Source organism: Ferrimonas pelagia, from assembly GCF_039543565.1.
GTDB lineage: Bacteria > Pseudomonadota > Gammaproteobacteria > Enterobacterales > Shewanellaceae > Ferrimonas > Ferrimonas pelagia.
The window spans coordinates 1-19,540 of sequence record NZ_BAABJZ010000100.1; the positions used below are offsets into that span (position 1 = coordinate 1).

The 19,540-nt window shown below is 59.7% G+C and carries 15 protein-coding genes; 13 read left to right on the forward strand and 2 right to left on the reverse strand.

The annotated features are described in order from the left end of the window. The first annotated feature begins 128 nt into the window (after positions 1-128). On the forward strand, positions 129-389 hold the full coding sequence (locus ABEA08_RS17750) for a hypothetical protein (RefSeq protein ID WP_345336724.1): 261 nt from the start codon (positions 129-131) through the stop codon (positions 387-389). Between the two features lie 243 nt (positions 390-632). Here the strand turns inward: ABEA08_RS17750 and ABEA08_RS17755 are convergent, their stop codons facing one another. Further along, positions 633-1,463, reverse strand: a complete 831-nt coding sequence (locus ABEA08_RS17755; protein ID WP_345336725.1) for an SDR family NAD(P)-dependent oxidoreductase — start codon at positions 1,461-1,463, stop codon at positions 633-635. A gap of 388 nt (positions 1,464-1,851) precedes the next feature. Between ABEA08_RS17755 and ABEA08_RS17760 the strand changes: the two genes are divergently transcribed. The 4 genes from ABEA08_RS17760 to rsgA all read left to right on the forward strand — a co-directional run bounded on the left by ABEA08_RS17760 (position 1,852) and on the right by rsgA (position 5,551). Beyond that, complete coding sequence (locus tag ABEA08_RS17760) at positions 1,852-3,042, forward strand: methyltransferase domain-containing protein (RefSeq protein ID WP_345336726.1); 1,191 nt, start codon at positions 1,852-1,854, stop codon at positions 3,040-3,042. Between the two features lie 72 nt (positions 3,043-3,114). Then, positions 3,115-3,627 carry a GNAT family N-acetyltransferase gene (locus tag ABEA08_RS17765; RefSeq protein WP_345336727.1) on the forward strand — a complete coding sequence of 171 codons (513 nt, stop codon included), beginning with the start codon at positions 3,115-3,117 and terminating at the stop codon, positions 3,625-3,627. Positions 3,628-3,919: 292 nt separating this feature from the next. Continuing rightward, positions 3,920-4,387 (forward strand): GNAT family N-acetyltransferase, encoded by a 468-nt coding sequence (locus tag ABEA08_RS17770; protein WP_345336728.1) that lies wholly within the window; start codon positions 3,920-3,922, stop codon positions 4,385-4,387. Positions 4,388-4,465: 78 nt separating this feature from the next. Then, on the forward strand, positions 4,466-5,551 hold the full coding sequence (gene rsgA, locus ABEA08_RS17775; protein WP_345336729.1) for a ribosome small subunit-dependent GTPase A: 1,086 nt from the start codon (positions 4,466-4,468) through the stop codon (positions 5,549-5,551). A 157-nt stretch (positions 5,552-5,708) separates the two neighbouring features. On the opposite strand, the gene yfcC is transcribed toward rsgA, so the two are convergent. Then, positions 5,709-7,241, reverse strand: a complete 1,533-nt coding sequence (gene yfcC, locus ABEA08_RS17780; RefSeq protein WP_345336730.1) for a putative basic amino acid antiporter YfcC — start codon at positions 7,239-7,241, stop codon at positions 5,709-5,711. Positions 7,242-7,678: 437 nt separating this feature from the next. Between yfcC and ABEA08_RS17785 the strand changes: the two genes are divergently transcribed. From ABEA08_RS17785 to ABEA08_RS17820, 8 genes are all read left to right on the forward strand, one after another. Continuing rightward, positions 7,679-9,271 carry an ABC-F family ATP-binding cassette domain-containing protein gene (locus ABEA08_RS17785; RefSeq protein ID WP_345336731.1) on the forward strand — a complete coding sequence of 531 codons (1,593 nt, stop codon included), beginning with the start codon at positions 7,679-7,681 and terminating at the stop codon, positions 9,269-9,271. Positions 9,272-9,769: 498 nt separating this feature from the next. Further along, positions 9,770-11,221: a sulfatase family protein gene (locus ABEA08_RS17790; RefSeq protein WP_345336732.1), complete on the forward strand. Its 1,452-nt coding sequence runs from the start codon at positions 9,770-9,772 to the stop codon at positions 11,219-11,221. 352 nt (positions 11,222-11,573) lie between these two features. Next, a complete protein-coding gene (locus ABEA08_RS17795; protein WP_345336733.1) occupies positions 11,574-12,098 on the forward strand; it encodes a MerR family transcriptional regulator in 525 nt (174 codons plus the stop codon). A 398-nt stretch (positions 12,099-12,496) separates the two neighbouring features. Beyond that, a complete protein-coding gene (locus ABEA08_RS17800; RefSeq protein WP_345336734.1) occupies positions 12,497-13,441 on the forward strand; it encodes a DMT family transporter in 945 nt (314 codons plus the stop codon). A gap of 92 nt (positions 13,442-13,533) precedes the next feature. Beyond that, positions 13,534-13,953, forward strand: coding sequence for a MarR family winged helix-turn-helix transcriptional regulator (locus ABEA08_RS17805; protein ID WP_345336735.1), 420 nt, complete (start codon positions 13,534-13,536; stop codon positions 13,951-13,953). Between the two features lie 154 nt (positions 13,954-14,107). Continuing rightward, positions 14,108-15,787 (forward strand): glutamate--cysteine ligase, encoded by a 1,680-nt coding sequence (gene gshA, locus ABEA08_RS17810; RefSeq protein ID WP_345336736.1) that lies wholly within the window; start codon positions 14,108-14,110, stop codon positions 15,785-15,787. Then, entirely contained in the window at positions 15,788-17,668 is a 1,881-nt protein-coding gene (locus tag ABEA08_RS17815) for an ABC transporter ATP-binding protein (protein ID WP_345336737.1), read from the forward strand. Further along, positions 17,665-19,503 carry an ABC transporter ATP-binding protein gene (locus tag ABEA08_RS17820; protein ID WP_345336738.1) on the forward strand — a complete coding sequence of 613 codons (1,839 nt, stop codon included), beginning with the start codon at positions 17,665-17,667 and terminating at the stop codon, positions 19,501-19,503. The genes ABEA08_RS17815 and ABEA08_RS17820 overlap by 4 nt, the downstream gene beginning before the upstream one ends. Positions 19,504-19,540 lie beyond the last annotated feature (37 nt).

The following is a 19,540-nucleotide window of genomic DNA, read 5'->3' on the forward strand; positions in this document are numbered from 1 at the left end:
TCATCGATGCAAGCACATGTGGCAACTGATCCGGCGGGTGAAGTACTTCATGAACAACGCCTCACCATTCCCGGGTGGTGGTCATGGATTGCAGATAGTGGAGCACAATTAGGATCAGTTATTTAGTCGTGTCCAGCTTGTTGTTTATCTTCATCCCGGCCGAAGGGTTGCAATACGGCCTGCCATTCGCCTCTAAGTTGCCTATTATCGGCTTTGGCATCGGGGCGCTGTGCGCGCTGCTTAGCGCAAACAAATATGAGCTCCGAATGAAATTCAATTACGGCTCCGAAACGGGCCAGCAATGGCTTACTGTCGCCAAAAGCCGAAAGCAGAGTGATCTACCCCTGTTTCAAACCGCCGTCAACAACATCGAAGCAGCCATCAAATAGAGCTACATCGAGCAACCCAGAATCAACTGGAACCTCGCGACTTACGGCAACAACGCTCAATGATTTGTTACTGAGCGACCATTGATTACCCACTAGGCTCAAAGGCCCAAAGTCATTGAAACTTAGAACAGCCGGTTTTAGCGCCCTTGCAGCCATTTGTCTGACACTTGACGTATCTGGCTCTCCTCAGGCGTAGTACCGAGAGCACCTAACAACACGCCGATCCTTGAACCGGCTTGCAACTTATGACTGAGCAACGGCTCGCTTCGCCCCGCTCATTTTGTGTATGATCAGCTTGTGCAGCATCACCGGCATCCAGCGTTTGAGCAGATCCAGCAGGACGGAGTCTTTACCGATACGAACCCGGAATGACTTATTGTTGACGGCGGTCAAGATCGTGCTCGCCGCTTTCTCCACCGGCATCGCCATCTTCTCAACCGTTTCCAGCGTCTTCTTCGCTTTGGCCTGATCATCGGCGCGATCCAGGGTGTTGCGGATCATATTGGTGGCGATGGCGCCCGGGTGCACGCTGGTCACGCCGATGTTAAATCGGGCCAGCTCGGTGGCCAGGGTTTCGCTCAGCATGCGTACTGCCGCCTTGGTCGAGCTATAGGACGCCTGATTGGGCAAGCCCAAAAAGCCCGCCATCGAAGAGAGGTTGACGATGTGGGCTTCATCGGCGGCTTTTAAATGAGGCAGGAAGAACTTACAACCGTGGATCACGCCCCACAGGTTGACCCGCAGCACCAGATCCCAATCTTCAATGCTGTGATTTTCGAAGCTGCGCTGCAGGGTGATCCCGGCGTTGTTAAACAGCAGATTGACCTTGCCATGGCTGTCGATCACCTCGGCGACGAAAGCCTGGTAAGCTTCGGCGTCCCCCACATCCACCAGGTGGATAGAGGCCTTCACTCCGAGCTGCTGCGCCTGGCGCTGGGTTTCCGTAACGTTCTCTTCGCTGATGTCCGCCAGTGCCAGATCGCACCCCTGGCGCGCCAATTGCAGAGACAACTCGCGACCTATGCCGCCACCTGCGCCGGTGATCACCGCCACTTTCTGGTTAAATTCTTTCATCGCTACACTCGACTGACTATTGGTGGATGTGCATCCAGCATGAGCTCAGCGCCGACCTAGCCGCCGAACCGACCGAACTCGAACAGGATCTTTGCGCCACTCTACCCTGCCGGTATACCAAACCGCCTCGACCATTCGGACCATGCTTCAACTCTACGTGCAGCTCACTCAGTCTTCGGCATCCACCGACGCAAAGTGGCTCTCCAGCGTAGGTTCGCGGCCTCCTGGCCGAAAATGTCCATAGCTAACACCGTTAATAAGAACTCGATGGAACCAAAATCCACCTTGACCTGTCTACCGCTTCACCGTTTACAGTGCCGCACCTAGACTGAGCTTTGTCCCTTATCGCGGCCCTTAACCGCCGTCCTCAAAACGGGAGCCACGGATCTTGAAAAACCGCCAATATCGCATCTCAGAGCTGGCCACCTTGGTCGGCCTGTCCCGCACCGCTCTGCTCTACTACGAGAAAAAGGGGCTGATCAAAGGCAAGCGTCAGGCCAACGGCTATCGCGTCTACAGCGAGCAGGACGCCCAGCGTTTGCAGCTGATCCTTAAGCTCCAAGCAGGCGGACTGACTCTGGATGAGTGCCAAGCCTGTCTAAGCAGCAAGATCGATCGGGCGCTGCTGCTACAAAGGCTCCAGCAACTTGATGACGAGATCGCCCAAAAGCAGCGATCCCGACAGCTGCTGGCCGCCCTGCTGGGTGAGGGCGATCTGAAAGCTTGGCATCAGTCGGTCGATGAAGTGGCGCCGGACGCCCACTTGCAATGGTTGATCGCTCAGGGCTTCACGGAGAAAGAGGCGTTGAGAGTGAAATGGTTATCCAAAGACATGAACGAACACGAACAGTACATGGCCGACTTTATGCGCATCTTCGAGACGTTGGATCGCTGGGGCCCAGGCTCAGAGCACGACACGCTGGCCGCGTTGGCGAAAGTGCCTCATGCCCCGCAGCGTCTGCTGGAGATCGGCTGCGGCAAAGGCCTGGCCACCACCTTGTTGGCTGCCCACACTCAGGCGCAGATCACCGCCGTCGACAACGAGCAATCGGCATTGGATCGCCTCAGCCAGCGCGCTGAGCAAGCGGGCATCATCGAACGGATCCAAGCCGTTGCCGCCAGCATGACCGAGCTGCCCTTCGAGGATGCCAGCTTCGATCTGATCTGGGCCGAAGGCTGCGCCTATATCATGGGGGTCACCAACGCCTTTGCACAGTGGCGTCGCCTGTTGCAAGACGATGGCGTCCTGGTGCTGAGCGATCTGGTGTGGCTCACCGATACGCCAAGCGATGCCGCCAAAGGCTTTTGGCAAAAAGACTACCCGGACATGACCACGGTCTCCCAGCGCACGGCCCAGGCAAAGGCCGCCGGTTACTCCGTACTGGACAGCTTCGCCCTGAGTGACACCGCCTGGCAAAACTACGCCGGACCGCTGGCAAAGCGCGTCGCGCAGCTCAAGCCAGAAATGGCCGACAGTGCGGCACTGACCGAGATCGAAACCGAGCTGAACATCTACCGCGATCACCTGGGCGAATTTGGCTATCAGATCTTCGTGCTGCAAAAGAGCCCCTCGGTCTAACAACAGCAGTGGAAGCGGGCGACAACGCCCGCTGCCCCCGCATAGAGAACAGAGAATAGAGAGAAACACAGCATGCAGATCCGCACCGAAACCGCCGCCGACACGTCAGTGATCGAACGCCTCACCTACCAGGCCTTTGAAGATCACCCACACCATGCGCCGGGTGCCAAACCCACCGAGCATCTCATCGTCCAGCGTCTGCGCGAACAGGGCGCACTGACGCTGTCGCTCGTGGCAGAAGATGACACCGGCATCGTCGGCCATATCGCCTTCTCACCGATCACCATCGATGGCACCGACGTGCAATGGTACGGACTCGGACCGGTCTCCGTCAGCCCGGCACGTCAGGGCGAGGGGATCGGCGCAGCGCTGATCAAAGCCGGATTGGCACAAATGACCCCCCTAGGCGCCGCCGGTGTGGTCGTGCTCGGGGAGCCGGCGTATTACAGTCGATTTGGCTTTGCCGTCGATGCCAACCTGACGCTGTCTGGCGTGCCGGCAGAGTACTTTCTCGTTCAGTCACTTCAAGGTGACCAGCCACTGCCCGCCGGAGTAGTGGCGTACCATTCGGCCTTTTACGGCTAACGCCCTGTCTGCCCACCAAAGTGTCACGGCATGGCTATTCAGCCCTACGAGAGCGAGACACATTCCCGCTGTCGTAGGGGGGCTTAGCGCAGCGTAAGCCACCGGCTTTGATGAGCTGGTGCCGCCGGTAAAAACTGTCGCTTTTGTTCAATCCGCACTTAAGCCTTGTCCCTATACTTCGCTCCATTGTTTGAGGCGCCATCCCCCTGCGTAATACGACTGAGTGGGAAGCCACGCCTCGGTTTGCCCAGACATGGGCCCAGCAAGCCATGTGATCGTAAGAGCAGTGGCGATGATCAGAGTAGATAACATCATGACAGTGCAAATTAGACCCTATGAAGCGGGCGATCTCAGCGCCATTCTTACCCTTTGGGAAGCCGCCTCGCGACTGGCCCATCCGTTTTTGAGCGACGCCTTCATCGCCGAAGAACGCCAAAACACCGAGCAGATCTACCTGCCCTACGCCGAAACTTGGGTCGCCACGGCCGATCGCAAACCGCTGGGCTTTATTGCCTTGCTCGCAAATGAGAGCGGCAATACCGAAGTCGGCGGCTTGTTTGTGGATCCGGCGCAGCACGGTAAAGGCGCTGGCCAGGCATTGATGAACCACGCCAAAAGCGTGCACGGCACGCTAGAGGTCGACGTCTTCAAAGACAACGCCATTGGTCGCCGCTTTTACCACCGCTACGGCTTTTCGCCCATCGCAGAGAGCACGTTTGAACGCACCGGCGACGCCGTCATTCGTATGAAATGCGAGTAACATGGATCGATAAGCGACGACAGCGTCAAACCAGCAAGCGGGCTTGTAAAAGCCGGCTTGAGCAAAGGAAAACAAACCATGTGTCCAGATCACAGCAAGATAACGACCGACGCCAACAACCAACCGGCGTCTAAGCCCATGACACTGGCACAGCTGGGCTGGCGCCCCTTCTTTGGGCAACAGATCACGCTGGAGCAGTGGGACTTTCCCGCCCTGCGCGTCGTGGCCCAACACCGCAACCGGCTGGAGCTGCTGGGCGAGCTGGGGCCGGTGGATCTCGAGCTGACGCCCAACATGCCCGCCATCACGGTGGGCGACTGGTTGCAGCTGAGCCCCGAAGGTCGATTCGAAGCCCTGCTGGAGCGCCAGAGCCTGTTTCGCCGTAAGGCGGCGGGCAGCAAGGTGGCCGAGCAGCTGATCGCCGCCAACGTCGATACCCTGTTTATCGTCATGTCACTCAACGACGACTTTAACCTCAGCCGGGTGGAGCGTTACCTAAGTCTGGCCAATGAGGCCGACGCCGAGCCGGTGATCGTGCTGACCAAGGCCGATCTGTGCGCCGATCCCGATGCGATGAAGCGCCAGGTGCAGGGGCTGGATCCGCTGCTGATGGTGGAAACCATCAATGGCTTGGACGCGGCACAGATCGACAAGCTGCTGCCCTGGTGCGGCAGCGGCCAAACCGTCGCCTTTATGGGCTCCTCCGGCGTCGGCAAATCCACTCTGGTCAATACCCTGCTGGGCGGGGCAGTGCAGGAAACCGGCGGCATTCGCGAGGATGACAGCAAGGGCCGACACACCACCACCGGACGCTCCCTGCACCCGATGGCGCAGGGCGGACTGCTGCTGGACACGCCAGGAATGCGCGAGCTGCAACTGGCGGACTGCGATGAGGGCGTCAACGCCACCTTTGCCGACATCACCGCCTTGGCCGGGCAGTGTCGCTTCGGCGACTGCCAGCACGGCAATGAGCCGGGCTGTGCGGTGCAGGCCGCCATCGACAGCGGCGAACTGGAGCCGCGCCGTTTGACCAGCTTCCAGAAACTGATGCGGGAGCAGGCGCTCAACAGCGCCACACTGGCGCAGAAGCGCGCCAAAGATAAGGCGTTTCAGAAGCACATCAACGCCACCCAGTCTCAGGCGCGGCGCTTTAAGAAAGGTTAGCCGCCTCGAGCCTAAGAGCCGCTCACTATCAGCCGTCGATGACTCACGCAGTCATCGACGACTTTGCCCCCTCAGCGCTCTGGCGGTAACCCTTATACGGCAAAACCATTGGGCCGTAGCGTACACCGCCTCGCCTTCAAACAGGCCAAATAAAGCCTTACTGATAACCCAATAGCTGCGCCAGCACCACGGTAATGGAAGACAGCACAAACAGCAGGGCAACAAAGCGCCAAGCAAAACGAGCCCAGTCGCCCCAGTCCACCCGACAGACCCCCAAAGTCGCCATCAAGGACGCGGAGGTGGGCACGATCACATTGGTAAAGCCATCACCGAGCTGGAACGCCAACACCGCCACCTGACGAGAGACCCCAACCAGATCCGCCAGCGGCGCCATCAAAGGCATGGTCAGCGCCGCCTGACCGGAGCCGGAGGTGACAAAGAAATTAAACACCGACTGGAACGTCAGCATAAACCAAGCCGACAATACGTCCGGCAGACCACCGATAGTCCCTGCGGCGCTGTTCAATATGCTGTTGAGCACCGACGGCTCAGCGGAGTCCGCCCCACCGAGCAACAGTAAAATGCCCTTGGCACACCCCACGAGCAGCGCGGCTGGCAGCATAATGCCCGCCCCCTCTTTGAAGGCATCGGCGATGTCGTTCATGCGCATGTCATTGAGTCGGAACAGCACGCCGATGATCCCAGCGACCAAGCCCATGGTAAAGAACTGGGAGGCGATCTCCGGAATGTACCAACCCTCACTCACCACCCCCCAGATCACCCAGACCAAGGTGCCGATCACGGTCAACAGCACCAGATTGTCGCCCAAGTTCCAGCGGCTGTTGTCCAACTCCGCCATCGGCTGCTCACGCATGAAGGCATCACTGTGATAGCTGTAGGATCGCGTCGGCTCCCGCTGCACGCCCCGGGCGTAATGCATGGTGAAGGCGATCCCGACGGCCGTGAAGCCAAACCAAAGCACGATCCGCAAACCCGAACCTGACAACACAGGAATACCGGCGACGCCCTGTGCCACCGCCACCGAGAACGGGTTCATCCAAGACGCCGCAAAACCTACCTGAGTCGCAACATAGGTCACCATGACCGTGGTGATACCGTCGTATCCGAGGCGGATCATCAACGGCAGGATAATGATGGCAAACGCCACCGCCTCCTCCCCCATGCCAAACACCGCGCCGCCCAGCGAAAACAGGGCAAACATCACCGGAATAAACAGGGCCTCGTTGCCCTGCGTCTTGTCGATCAGACGCAGGATACCGTTGTCGATGGTACCGGTGCGCATCACCACGCCAAACGCACCACCAATGATCAACATAAACATGATCACGCCGATGGCGCTGCCCCACTTGGAGCCGGACACCAGACCTTCAAACGGGAAATTGAGGAAGCCGACCCCACCCCCGCCCTCAAACAACGCCACCCGGTGGTACTGCAGGCTACCGTCGTCATTAGTCGCATAAGCAAACGAAGCCGGATCGATCACGCTACGGGTGGTCTCAATGCCGGCCACCACCTCGGTGATCTCCTGCGATTGAAAGCTTCCCGCAGGAACGAGGTAGGTCAGCCCGGCCGCCAACAAGCCGACGATAAAGATAAGGATCAAAGTATCCGGCAATTGCCAGCGGCCCGCCGCCGCGTTCCCTGCTTCACCTGTTGTCACAGAAGTCATTCCTTTCTCACTGTTTTTTATTGATTTCTAATGCACATTAAGTGGCATAGATGCAAAGGCAAACCGAAGCGCAACAAACTGAGTCATGGGTCACGATCGCCACGATACCCGCAGCGCTTCTCCTCGAGCAAAAAGCCGCCTGCCATCATTGCAATGAGATGCGTATTCTGGTCTGATCCGCTGGCAACTACCACGGAGATATTGCAACGATGAACAACTGAATCCCCCGATCTTAATCAACCCCTCTGCCCGTTCGCCGGTGCGGAGACGTTTTTAGATCGACAGGGATCAGTGGGTGTTCTCCCGTTGCCTCAGCACAATTGTGTTCGCGCACTTCTGTGTCTTTGCACTGCTATCTTCAGCGCTGATGACGGACTATGTCATCACTGCGGCTTTGGGCTTGAACCCCGCCCCTGTCATCAATGACAGGAGGCTCTATGCCACCACTGCACTTTTCACAGTTAAGCCACCGCTTAGCCGATGGCCGCATCCTATTTGACAACCTGCAAGGGACCCTCGGTCCCGGACTGACCGCGCTGATCGGCCGCAACGGCGCCGGCAAATCCCTGCTGTGTCAGCTGCTGTGTGACCAGCAACCGCCCCAAAGCGGTCAGATCACTCGACCCGAGCACTTAGTCTATGTGCCACAGCAGCCGCCCTGCCCCGAGGGTTCCCTGGCGGACATGCTGGGACTCACGCCGATCCTGCAGGCCCAAAGGCGCATCGAAAACGGCGAATTTGATGAGACTGATCTGGCCCGAATGGAGGGTAACTGGGACGCCGTCGCGCAAGCCCAGACGGCCCTTGAACAGCTCAACCTGCCTCACACGCTGGCAGCGAAGGCCTCTGCGCTCAGCGGCGGCGAGCGGGTCAAACTGCGCCTGTGGCAGGCCTTTGCTCAGCGCCCGCAGGTGTTGATCCTCGATGAGCCCGGCAACCACCTCGATCGAGCCGGACGTTACTGGCTGCGCCAACGCCTGAGCGCATTCTCCGGCTCTGTTTTGTTGGTTAGCCATGATCTCAGCTTGCTCAGCCAAGTCGAGCGAGTTTGGGATCTGACCGAGCAGGGCCTGGCCGTCTATGAGGGCAACTACGCCGATTACCTTCAGCACAAAGCCGTGCACAGCGCCGCCATTGTTCGGGCGCTGGCAAACGCCGATCGCGCGCTCAAGCACCACCGAGCACAGCAGCTCCGCAATGAACAAAAAGCCCAACAAAGAGTCCGGCAAGGCAAAGCCAAGCGTGGCAGCCATCCCAAGGTGTTATTGGATGCCATGAAAGACAGAGCCACCGCTGCCTGCAAGGGCCGCCGTCGTCAAGCCGAGCAAACCGAGCAACACCTGCGCCAGTCACGCTGTGCGCTGAGCCAGAAGCAGGCCAAAGACGTCAGACTGCGGCTGACTTTGGGGCCGCAAACCTCTGAGCTTTCATCACGGCGGGCCGTGGTCCGCCAGTTGGACGAATGCCAGCTGCCCTTTGGCAGCCAACAGCCACTGCAGCTCACCCTGCATCAGGGCCAGCGCTATCGTCTGCTGGGCGCCAATGGCAGTGGCAAAACCACCCTGTTCAAAGTCCTGCTGGGCCAACTCGCCCCGGCCGCCGGCCAGGTTCAGGGGCAGGCGCCCATTGGTTATCTGGATCAACACTGTCAGATCCTGAGTGGCCAGGCGTCGGCTTTGGCCCACCTGGCGCGCTTTGACGTGGGTGAGAGTGAAGCGCAGCGTCGCACCCAACTGGCGGGCATCGGCCTGCGCCGGGACGACGCGCTGCGCCCGGTGGCCAAGCTCAGTGGCGGCGAAAAGATGAAGCTGGCGATGTTACTGCTCGGCCAGGGCACCTCGCCGCCGTTCTTGCTGCTGGATGAGCCGGACAACCATCTGGATCTGGAAGCCAAAGCCGTGCTGATCGCAGCGCTCAACAACTATCCGGGCGGCTTTTTGTTGATCAGCCACGACGACGGCTTCGCCGACGCGGTGAACATAGAGCAGATCCTGGCGCTGGGGAGCGGATCGCACCAACCCGACCGGTGATCCTCAGTATCTATCCCGACAAACACAGGGGGAATTCTGTCGCGTATTTATCGGCAACAGCCATCGTTTCGGCACCCACTCAGCGCTGGAGAACTGAAGCCGGCGGTAGCAAAAACCGCAATAAAACCCGCGTAAAGCCCCCCCTAAGCCTCCATCGCGGGTTTCCAACCAACGCACGACGAGCCAGCTAAGCCGGAGTAACACGCTCAGCTGGTTTGATCAAACCGGACACGGCTCGTAAACAAAGCAAATCGCCCTTCATGCGTGAGGAGCGAGCCGCGATCTTGATCGCAAACAAGGTCCATTCCGTCCAGCCATCACACCAGGCGTTCCCTGACGGCCGTCCGCTTGAATACCGACAAGCACCTCTGAGCATCCCGCCGGTGTTTTTTCACCTCTGTGACGTCGCAGCTTGTTACCCAAAGCGCGCCCAGTAGAATCAATGTCCCCCTCCCTCCATATCTTATAATAATGATAAAAAACATAGAATTATATTCAATGCCGCTGGCTAACATCTGCGCTGGTGCCGTGGCACTGGGTCTCTGTGCCCCGGCTCTTGGCGCCGCACAGCACAGCGCCGCACAGCAGCCCAACATCATCGTCATCTACTCGGATGATCAAGGCATGGGCGATGTCGGCTACCACGGTATTGATGACATCAAGACGCCCAACATCGATAAGCTGGCCGCCGGCGGCATCCACTTCCCCCAGGCTTACGTCTCCGCGTCGGTCTGCGGCCCCTCCCGCGCCGGATTGATGACCGGTGTGCATCAGCAGCGCTTTGGCGTCTATGGCAACTTCAAAGACAATCAGATCCCGCACGATCAGCCCTTGATGACAGAGATGATGCAGGGCTTTGGCTACCAGACGGCGATGATCGGTAAGTGGCACATGGGCAACCCAACCGGCACCCCAAACGAGCGTGGCGCCGACTTCTTTTACGGCTTTCGCACCGCCTCACATAACTACTACAAGTCAGACGCGGAAGAGGGCGGCAGACCCTACCTGTCCCCCATCTATCGCAACGAGATCGCCGAACCGCCGATCCAGGAAAAGAACGGTTACCTGACGGAGCTGCTCACCGAAGAAGCCGTCGGCTTTATCGATCGCAACGCCGATAAACCCTTCTTCCTTCATCTCGCCCACTTTGCGACACACCATCCCTGGACTGCCCCGCAATCCTACATCGATCGGGTGCAGGATCTGGATGCCAGCGACGATCGCAAGGTGTTTGCGGCGATGGCACTGGCGATGGATGACGGCATTGGCGAGGTGGTCGATGCGCTCAAAAGGCATGGCGTCTATGACAACACCCTCATCTTTTTCATGAGTGACAACGGCAGCCCGGCACGTCCGGCGGAGCTCGCCCGGGGCGAGTACATCACCTCCAGTCCGGGGATCTACAACGGCTCAAAGGGCGACACTTATGAGGGCGGGATCCGCGTGCCTTTCCTGATGCATTGGCCCGCAGGGTTGCCTGCCGGTGGCGTGTATGAGCATCCGGTAATGAACCTGGATATCATGCCCACCATCAACGCGCTTCTGGGCGGCGACGAAGGCGGTGCCGGCCCGGTGAAGTTTGATGGGGTCGATCTTATGCCCTATCTGCTCGGCGCCAAGCCCGCCGACCAGAGGCCGCACGAGCTGATGCATTGGCGCCGGGATGACGACTACGCCATCCGCGATGGCGACTGGAAACTGACCTGGAACGACAATCACGGTCCGCAAACCATCCGCCTGTATAACATCGCCGACGATCCCGGCGAGTGGCACGATCTGGCCTACAAGATGCCGGAGAAAACCCAGCAGCTCAAAGACAGGTTCGATGCCTGGGAGGCCGAGTTACCGATCAATAAGCTCGGCCCCAAACCCACCAACCGGAACTTGGATTATCACAAGGGCCATCGGGTCAACGTGATGAAGTTCAACAACGCGATGGCCGACCAGTAAGCAGCAAGCTCAAATTAATAGAGAGTGTAAGGAGACGGCTTAACGGTATAACGTTAAGCCGTTTTTTGTGCTGCGAATAAATCATAACGATGGTTGAACTCGACGACCGCGATGTTGGATCTGATGGTGAGCAGATATCTTTATTTTGAATTAGGCCGGGCCTTGATCTCGGGATGCATCGACAAGACGAACAACCATGTTGGCGGGATAAAGGCTTGAACGATCCGACTTACAGCCAATACTCCCCCTCAAGCACTGTCGGCGAAACTAAGCAAGTTTGACGAAAGGACGCATCGCGGCGGCTTAGGTATACTCAAACGCCTATCTCCACACGCCATCAACGAGCTGCTCTATGATCACCATTTCTCAGCTGGCCAAACAGTTTGGGATCTCCCGCACTACCCTGCTCTACTACGAACGGGAAGGCTTGTTACTGCCCGCCAGTCGCTCCGATAACGGCTATCGCTGGTACGGCCCCAAAGAGCAACAGCGACTGGAGACGATAAAAGCCTACCGAGCCTTCGGCGTGCCCGTGGCAAAGCTGGCATCGATCCTCGATGGCGCGGATGACGCGGATCAGGAGCAGCTGCTGCGGGAGCAGTTCGCGGCGTTGGAAAGTGAGATCCAACGATTAAAGCTGCAGCAAAAAGCCATCGTGCAACGGCTCAATTGTCAGGATCTACACACCCAGCCTCAATTGAGCAAAGCCGGTTGGGTCAACGTCATGCGTGCGGCGGGCCTGAGCGATCAGGACATGAGTCATTGGCACCGCCAGTTCGAGCAGATGGAGCCGGACGCCCATCAAGAGTTTCTGGAAACCCTTAATATCGATGCCGACGAGATCCAAGCCATCCGCCAGCGCGCCCGCGACGCTTAACCCGCTTGCACAACGGGTTAAGCCTCGAGTAGCACAACGCAAGAGCATACCCCTGCTACTGGCCTACACGCTCATGACAGGCCGTTTGCCACGGCATCGGCGATGAGAACATCCACCTGACCGGCCACCAACTAGGGGGTCGCCGCTTCAATGTATTTGCCCTCCTAGTCCCGCCTTAACACTGGGAAAACGGCACGATCCGCTCTCTTTCGGTTGCCGCCGTCATCATCGAATAGGCGGTCAAGCCAAACACCTCACCACGGCAGCCGCAGTTTCCGCCTGTATCGTCGAGATCGTGCAAGGATCATGTACACGGGGGCGCCTGTACACTGACCCGCTTGACCCGTCTACCGGTGACACCTTGAGAATGCGCCCTGTCTTCCCATCCGAGGTTTGTCATGCCCAGCTCCACCCCGTTAAAACTGCACGGCTTCGCCGCTCTGCACACGAGCGTGCGTCATCAGCTTGATGCACGCCTCCCCGCACGGCAGCAAGGTATCCTGCTGGCACTGCTCTCCACCGCGCTGTTTGTGGTGGTCGGCGCCCTGGTGCGGCTGCTCAGCGACACCATCGATCCGTTTCAAACTCTGCTGTTTCGCCAACTGGTGTTTATCGCCGTCCTGCTCCCGGCCATCTACCGCGGCTGGGAGACACTGCGCCGACCCACACAAAGAACCTTGCATCTGATCCGCATTACCGGTGCTTTCTTCGCGCTCTACTTGGGCATTGTCACCGTGAGCCACCTGCCGCTGGCCGATGCCACGGCGCTGGGCTTTACCAAGGTGCTGTTTGTCGCCCTGATCGCCCGGCTGTTTCTGTCCGAGCCGGTCGGCGCAGTGCGCCAGTTTACCCTGCTGGTGGGCTTTGCCGGGGTGATGATGATGGTCCGTCCCGGCTTCGAGCAAGCCTCCTGGCTCTATACCTTCATTGGCTTAGGCGCGGATCTTGCGGCAGCCGTCGCCGTGATCTGTGTGCGCAAGATGGCGCAAAGCCAGCCCCGCATCGCCATCCTCAGTTATCAAGCGGTGTGGGTCGGCGTCATTGCGCTGCTCCCCGCCTTGAGCCGCTGGCAATGGCCCTCGCCCGTCGAGCTGGCCCTGCTATTTCTGGTGGGGCTCCTCTCCTCCGCCGGCCAATGGATCGGCGTCACTGCGTACCAAAAGGGCGAAGCCAACGTCATCGCCAACGTCGAATACGCACAGATGCTGTACGCCATGGCACTGGGCTACGTCCTATTCGGGGAGCGGCCGGATGCACTCGCCATCCTGGGCGCGGCCCTGCTCATCGCCAGTGCCACTCTGCCATTCGCCTTCAGGCGATATCAGTCCCGCAACGGACACTGATATCGCCGCTGCGCTGCCTCACGGATTTAGTTGACCAGGTAAACCATTTCCGTTCTAATGACCGCCAGATCAAACTGACCGAGGACCTGTCGATGCCGAAAGATCTGCACAACATCCACCAGGATCTGATGGATCTGGCGTTCTATTTCAACAACAACTGCTGTCAGGGCGACAGCTGCAATGAGTTCTCCCTGCTGGAATTCAAAGCCCTGCGTTACATCGAGCGCAACCCCTGCTGCCCGGTGCAAGCCATTGGCGAGACGCTCAATATCAGCAAAAGTGGCGCTACCCGGTTGGTCAACCGGATGATCAAACGCGAGATCATCGAACGTACGATCTGCGACGAAGATGCGCGCATTCGCCTGCTGAAGATCAGTCCCTGCGGCCAGCAGTGTCTGAACGCGGTCAACCAGTTCCAGAGTGAGCGTATGAGCCAGCTATTGGCGCGGGTAGAAGGGATCGACGCGTGTGACGTCAAAAAGGTTCTAAGCGCACTGGTCAAAGCGATCTAAGCCCAACCGACAACCCGATGAAGGGTGCCGATCACCCATTTGGGCTGCACTCCATTTTTATTCGCGATTAGTTGACCAAATCAATCAAATGGTTGATTTGGTCAACTGATTGCCAGCCACCGCCACCATGGCAACCGAGATAGAGAGACAAAGGATGAGCACGAACCCCATCCCGTTTGAACAGCGCCTGCTGCAACTGCGCGCGATGAACACCCCGTTTGCCGGCACCCGCCGTGGCATCGAGAAGGAAGCCCTGCGCATCCAGCCCAACGGTCAATTGGCACAAACCCCGCATCCGCAAGCGCTGGGCTCGGCCCTCACCCATCCGCACATCACCACGGATTTCGCCGAGTCTCAGCTGGAGTTTGTCACCCCGGCGTTGACCGAGCCGAAACAGGCGCTGGACTTCCTGGCGGATCTGCATCGCTTCACCGCCGCGGCCATCGGCAAGGATGAGCTGCTGTGGGGCGCCAGCATGCCTGCCGCCCTGCCGCCGCAAGCCGAGATACCGCTGGCGCAATATGGCAACTCCAACGCCGGACGGATGAAGACGCTGTACCGCCGTGGCCTCTCCAATCGCTACGGCAGTGCGATGCAAACCATCAGTGGCATTCACTACAACTTCTCTCTGCCGACCGAGTTCTGGCAGCAACTGCATGCCCTGGACGGCAGCGAGCTGGCGATGACCGATTACATCTCGGCGGGCTACTTTGCGCTCATTCGCAATGTGCAGCGCCACGGCTGGCTGATCCCCTATCTGTTTGGCGCCAGCCCGGCGCTGGATCGCACTTTGGTGCAGGACGTGCCTGAGCAAACCTTGGCGCAGTATGGCTTTGATCTTCATCTGCCCGACACCTTGTCGCAGCGCTGGGCCACCTCGCTGCGCCTGAGCGATCTGGGCTACACCAGCGAAACCCAATCGCAACTCAATATCCGCTACGACAGCCGCGAAACCTATCTCAATGATCTGAGCCAAGCGCTGCTGCGCCCCAGCGATGCCTACCGTCATCTGGGCCGTCAGCAACAGATCAACAGCCATGTGCTACAGCTGGAGAACGAGCTGTACAGCAACATCCGGCCCAAGCGCGTCAGCCAGGGCCTGCGCCCACTGTACGCCCTGTGCCATCAAGGGGTGGAGTACATCGAGCTGCGCAGCCTGGACATCAACCCGCTATTGCCACTGGGCCTGGATGAGCCCCAGAGCCACTTCCTCGATCTGTTTTTGATCACCATGGCGCTGCTGCCGAGCCCGGCGATCAGCCCGGCGGAGCAGCAGATCATCGATCAGCGCCTCAAGCGGGTGATCCATCGCGGCCGCCAGCCCGGCCTGACGCTGCCCATCTTTGACCAAGCCAAGCACGATGTCGCCAAGCCGGAGGCCCCCGCCGAACTCACCCTGGAAGCCTTAGGTCTAGAATTGATCGACGAGATGGCGCAGCTGGCCGTGCTGCTGGACGAGCAGCCTCAGGGCAACGCCCAACCGCTGCACTATCAACTGGCCCTGACCGAGCAGATGGCAAAATTGATGGATCCCCAGCTGACGCCATCGGCGCAGATCCTGGCGCAACTAAACCAGCAAGGCAGCTCCTATCGTCAGTGGATGACGGCGCAGTCGCGCCAGCATACCCAGCGATTTGCCAAGCAGGCCGCCGCGCCACAGGCGCAAGTCCGCATGGCCGAACTGGCCGAGCTGGCGCCACGCACCCTGGCGCAGCAAGCCGAGCAGGAAGCGCAACCACAGCCCAGCTTTGATGAGGCGATCGCCGCCCAAGCCTTGCTGACGCCGGGCTGCCCTGAAGCCGATCCAACACCATCTTTGCAGGAGGCCAGTTAAATGGGACTGCTTTGGAACCTACGCCACTACATCCGGCCCTACGCCGGACGCTACCTGCTAGCCTTTGTGCTGTTGCAGGTGGTCGCAGCCTTGAACCTGCTGCCGCCCTGGTTGATCGGCCGCATCGTCGATGCCATCAGCGAAAACACCCTGACCGGCACTCAGCTGGCCCAACATCTGGGCGCCATTGTCGCCGCCGCGTTTGCCATGTACGGCCTGCGCTACGGCTGGCAAACCTTGCTGTACGGCTCTGCCATTAAGATCTCAGCGCAGTTGCGCAGCGATCTGTTTGCCCACTTCACCCGCCAAAGCCCGGCGTTTTATCACCGCCACAGCAGCGGCGATCTGATGGCCCACGCCACCAACGATCTCAAAGCGGTCGAACAAGCCGCTGGCGGCGGGATCATGGTGATGGTGGACTCGCTTGTGGCCGGCTTCACCGTGCTGTTTGGCATGGTGTTTGTGGTCAGCGGCGAGCTCAGCCTGGTGGCTCTGCTGCCCTACCCACTGCTGGTGTGGTTTACCCATATGTACGGCGGTGCGCTGCACAGCCGCTTCGCCACGGCACAGGGCCGTTTTTCCGGCCTGACCGAGGAGGTGCGGGAGACCGTCTCCAGTATCCGTGCCGTGCGCGCCCACGGCATTGGCGCGCGTCAGCAGCAACGCTTTAACGAGCAGATCGACGACACCTTCAGTGCCAACATGTCGGTGGCCCGCATCGATGGCCTGTTCTGGCCCACCATTCAGGTGTTGTACGGTTTCTCCTTCGTGCTCGCCCTGCTCTATGGCGCCTATATGATCAGCCTGGGCGAGATCACCGTCGGCCTGCTCACCAGCTTTACCCTCTACCTGGCTCAGCTGCTTGGGCCACTGCTGCAGTTTGGCTGGCAGTTTAATATCTTCCAGCGCGGCGCCGCCTCCTGGGAGCGACTGCAGAACATCTTGCGCCAGCAGCCAGAGATCAACGACGGTGAGCACACCCTCGCCGCCGGTGCCTTTGGCGAGATCCACTTCCACCTGCCCGCCTTCCACTACCCGGCGGCAGCGAAGGGAACCGACAACGAGACGGACAGTGTGCAGTCCACGGCGGCGCCGCAAACCGTGTTACGCGACATCGATCTGCGGGTGCAACAGGGTCAGTTTATCGGCATTACCGGTCCCACCGGGGGCGGCAAGAGTACCCTGATGAACCTGCTGCAGCGCCACTATCCGCTGCCGGGCAATGCGGTGCCGAACGGGGCCGACATCACTCTCGGTGGCCAATCCGTCAGTCAGTACACGCTGGCCTCATTGCGCCAGCGCATCGCCTGGGTGCCGCAGCAGTCGCAGCTGTTCTCCGGCACCATCGCCGCCAACATAAGCTTTGCCCGTCCCCACGCTACGCAGGCGCAGATCGAGCAGGCGGCTGAGCTTGCGGGGATCCACGACGAGATCGTCGCCTTCGAGCAAGGTTATCAAACCGTCTTGGGCGAGAACGGCATTAACGTCTCCGGCGGTCAGAAACAGCGGCTCAACCTGGCCCGCGCCCTGCTCAGCTGCCTGGTCGGCGAGCCAGGCGGGGAGCATTCTCGTGACAACGGTGCCTACATTCTTCTGCTGGATGACGCCTTCAGTGCCCTGGACATGAAGACCGAGGCCAAGATCCTTGACCATCTGCGCGAGCACTTCCATCGCCACTCGGACAAGACCGTCATACTGATCACCCAGCGTCTGCCGGCCCTGGCCGAGGCCGATCAGATCTGGGTGCTGGACGAAGGCCAGGTGGTCGAGCAAGGCAGCCATGCCGAGCTGATGGCCCACAGTGCGCTCCAAGGCGGCTGGTACCGCAAGATCTTCACCCAACAAAACCGCCTGGCCGGCGACAAGGAGGCGACGCAATGAACGCAGCCCAACAACCCAAGCGCAGCAGCACCCGCCGCCTGCTCGATTACGCCAAGCCCCATTCGTCGCGCTTTGCCCTGGCGCTGCTGCTGATGGTGTTCGCGACCGCCGCCGAGATGAGTATCCCCTGGCTGGTTAAGGTGATCCTCGATGAGGTGATCTTGCCGGGCAACTTCGCCTGGTCTGAGCTGCTCAAACTGGGCGGGATCATGTTCGCAATGTACGTCGTGGCGGGCCTGCTGCAGTACCTACAGGTGCTCAATTTCCAGCACGGCGCGCTGTCGGTGGTCAATGCCCTGCGGCGGGATCTGTTCGCCCATCTGCTCAAGCTGCCGATGCGGGTGTTCGACAGCCAACCGGTTGGCCGGTTGGTCTCGCGAGTAAGCAACGACACCGAGTCGCTGCGCGATCTGTTTGTCTCCGTGCTGCCCACCATCATTCAGGGCTCGCTGCGGATCGTCGCCATCTTCATCGCCATCTCCTTGCTGGACTGGCGCTTGATGCTGCTCAGCTTGGTGCTGATCCCCATCTTGCTCGGGGCAATGCAGCTGTACCGCAAACTGTCGGCCCCACTGTTTAATGGCGCCCGTGAGCGGATCAGCGAGATCAACACCCAGATCAGCGAATCGCTGCAGGGCATGCGCATCATCCAGGCGTTCAACCAACAGGCCCACAGCCGGGCTGAGTTCGAGCAGACCAACCAGGCCTGGAGCCAGGTTTCGCGCCGCACCATCGGCCTCAACAGCCTGCTGCTGGCGCCCTATACCCGCCTGATCGCGCTGCTGGCCAGCGTGGTGGTGGTGGCCTGGTTTGGCCAACAAAGCGGCCTCACCGCCGACGTCGGCGCGGTCGAGATCGGCAGCCTGTACGCCTTTATGATCTATCTGGAGCGCTTTTTCGATCCCTTCCGTCAGCTGTCGATGGAGCTGAGCAAACTACAGATCAGCACCGTCGCCGCCGATCGGGTGTTTGAGCTGCTGGATGAAGCCGCCGATCCCCACGCGGACGCATCAATCCCGCTGCGGCCGGGCACTCAATCCGAACGGCACAGCCCAGCCAGTGAGATCGTGTTCGATAACGTCAGCCTGTCTTACGACGGCCAGCATCAGGCACTCAATGAGATCAGTTTTACCGCCCCGGCGGGCAAGATGACCGCCATCGTCGGCCACAGTGGCAGCGGCAAGAGCTCGCTGATTAACCTGTTGATGCGCTTTTATGAGCACCAGCAAGGCGAAGTGCGGATCGACGGCCAGCCGCTGTCGCAGTTCAACGATGCCGACTTACGCCAGCGCTTCGGCCTGGTGCAACAAGAGCCGGTGATCTTCAGCGGCAGCATCGACGACAACATCCGTTTGGGCCGGGACGATCTCAGCGAAGCGGCGGTGCAACAAGCCGCCCAGCAGGGTCAGGCACAGCGCTTTATCCATCGCCTGCCCGGTGGCTTTGCCCATCGGCCGGGCAATGCCGGGCAATCTCTCTCGATGGGGGAGCGTCAGTTGCTGGCCTTCGCCCGTACCCTGGCCCACGCCCCCGGTGTGCTGCTGCTGGATGAGGCCACCGCCAACATCGACAGTGAAACCGAAGAGCAGATCAAGCGCGCTCTGGCCAATCTGCGTCAAGGCCGAACCACCCTGGCCATCGCCCACCGCCTGTCGACCATTGTCGATGCGGATCAAATTTTGGTGATGGATCAGGGCCGCATCGTTCAGCGCGGCACCCACGCCGAATTGGTCGAGCAAGCGGGCCACTACCGTGAGCTTTATCTGGCCCAGCAGGTCGAAGAAGAGCTCACCCAGCATTGCCACGGCACGGACTGTGTGACGAGCGCCGAGTGATCGCACGCTCCCGTGCGTCTTTCTGCACGGGAGCACG

What these genes read in the sequence shown, in the direction of transcription:
- rsgA (WP_345336729.1), top strand. Translation starts at nt 4,466, where the DNA reads ATGTGTCCAGATCACAGCAAGATAACGACCGACGCCAACAACCAACCG.
- ABEA08_RS17790 (WP_345336732.1), top strand. Translation starts at nt 9,770, where the DNA reads ATGCCGCTGGCTAACATCTGCGCTGGTGCCGTGGCACTGGGTCTCTGT.
- ABEA08_RS17805 (WP_345336735.1), top strand. Translation starts at nt 13,534, where the DNA reads ATGCCGAAAGATCTGCACAACATCCACCAGGATCTGATGGATCTGGCG.
- ABEA08_RS17755 (WP_345336725.1), bottom strand. Translation starts at nt 1,463, where the DNA reads ATGAAAGAATTTAACCAGAAAGTGGCGGTGATCACCGGCGCAGGTGGC.
- ABEA08_RS17815 (WP_345336737.1), top strand. Translation starts at nt 15,788, where the DNA reads ATGGGACTGCTTTGGAACCTACGCCACTACATCCGGCCCTACGCCGGA.
- ABEA08_RS17765 (WP_345336727.1), top strand. Translation starts at nt 3,115, where the DNA reads ATGCAGATCCGCACCGAAACCGCCGCCGACACGTCAGTGATCGAACGC.
- gshA (WP_345336736.1), top strand. Translation starts at nt 14,108, where the DNA reads ATGAGCACGAACCCCATCCCGTTTGAACAGCGCCTGCTGCAACTGCGC.
- ABEA08_RS17785 (WP_345336731.1), top strand. Translation starts at nt 7,679, where the DNA reads ATGCCACCACTGCACTTTTCACAGTTAAGCCACCGCTTAGCCGATGGC.
- ABEA08_RS17800 (WP_345336734.1), top strand. Translation starts at nt 12,497, where the DNA reads ATGCCCAGCTCCACCCCGTTAAAACTGCACGGCTTCGCCGCTCTGCAC.
- yfcC (WP_345336730.1), bottom strand. Translation starts at nt 7,241, where the DNA reads ATGACTTCTGTGACAACAGGTGAAGCAGGGAACGCGGCGGCGGGCCGC.
- ABEA08_RS17770 (WP_345336728.1), top strand. Translation starts at nt 3,920, where the DNA reads ATGATCAGAGTAGATAACATCATGACAGTGCAAATTAGACCCTATGAA.
- ABEA08_RS17820 (WP_345336738.1), top strand. Translation starts at nt 17,665, where the DNA reads ATGAACGCAGCCCAACAACCCAAGCGCAGCAGCACCCGCCGCCTGCTC.
- ABEA08_RS17795 (WP_345336733.1), top strand. Translation starts at nt 11,574, where the DNA reads ATGATCACCATTTCTCAGCTGGCCAAACAGTTTGGGATCTCCCGCACT.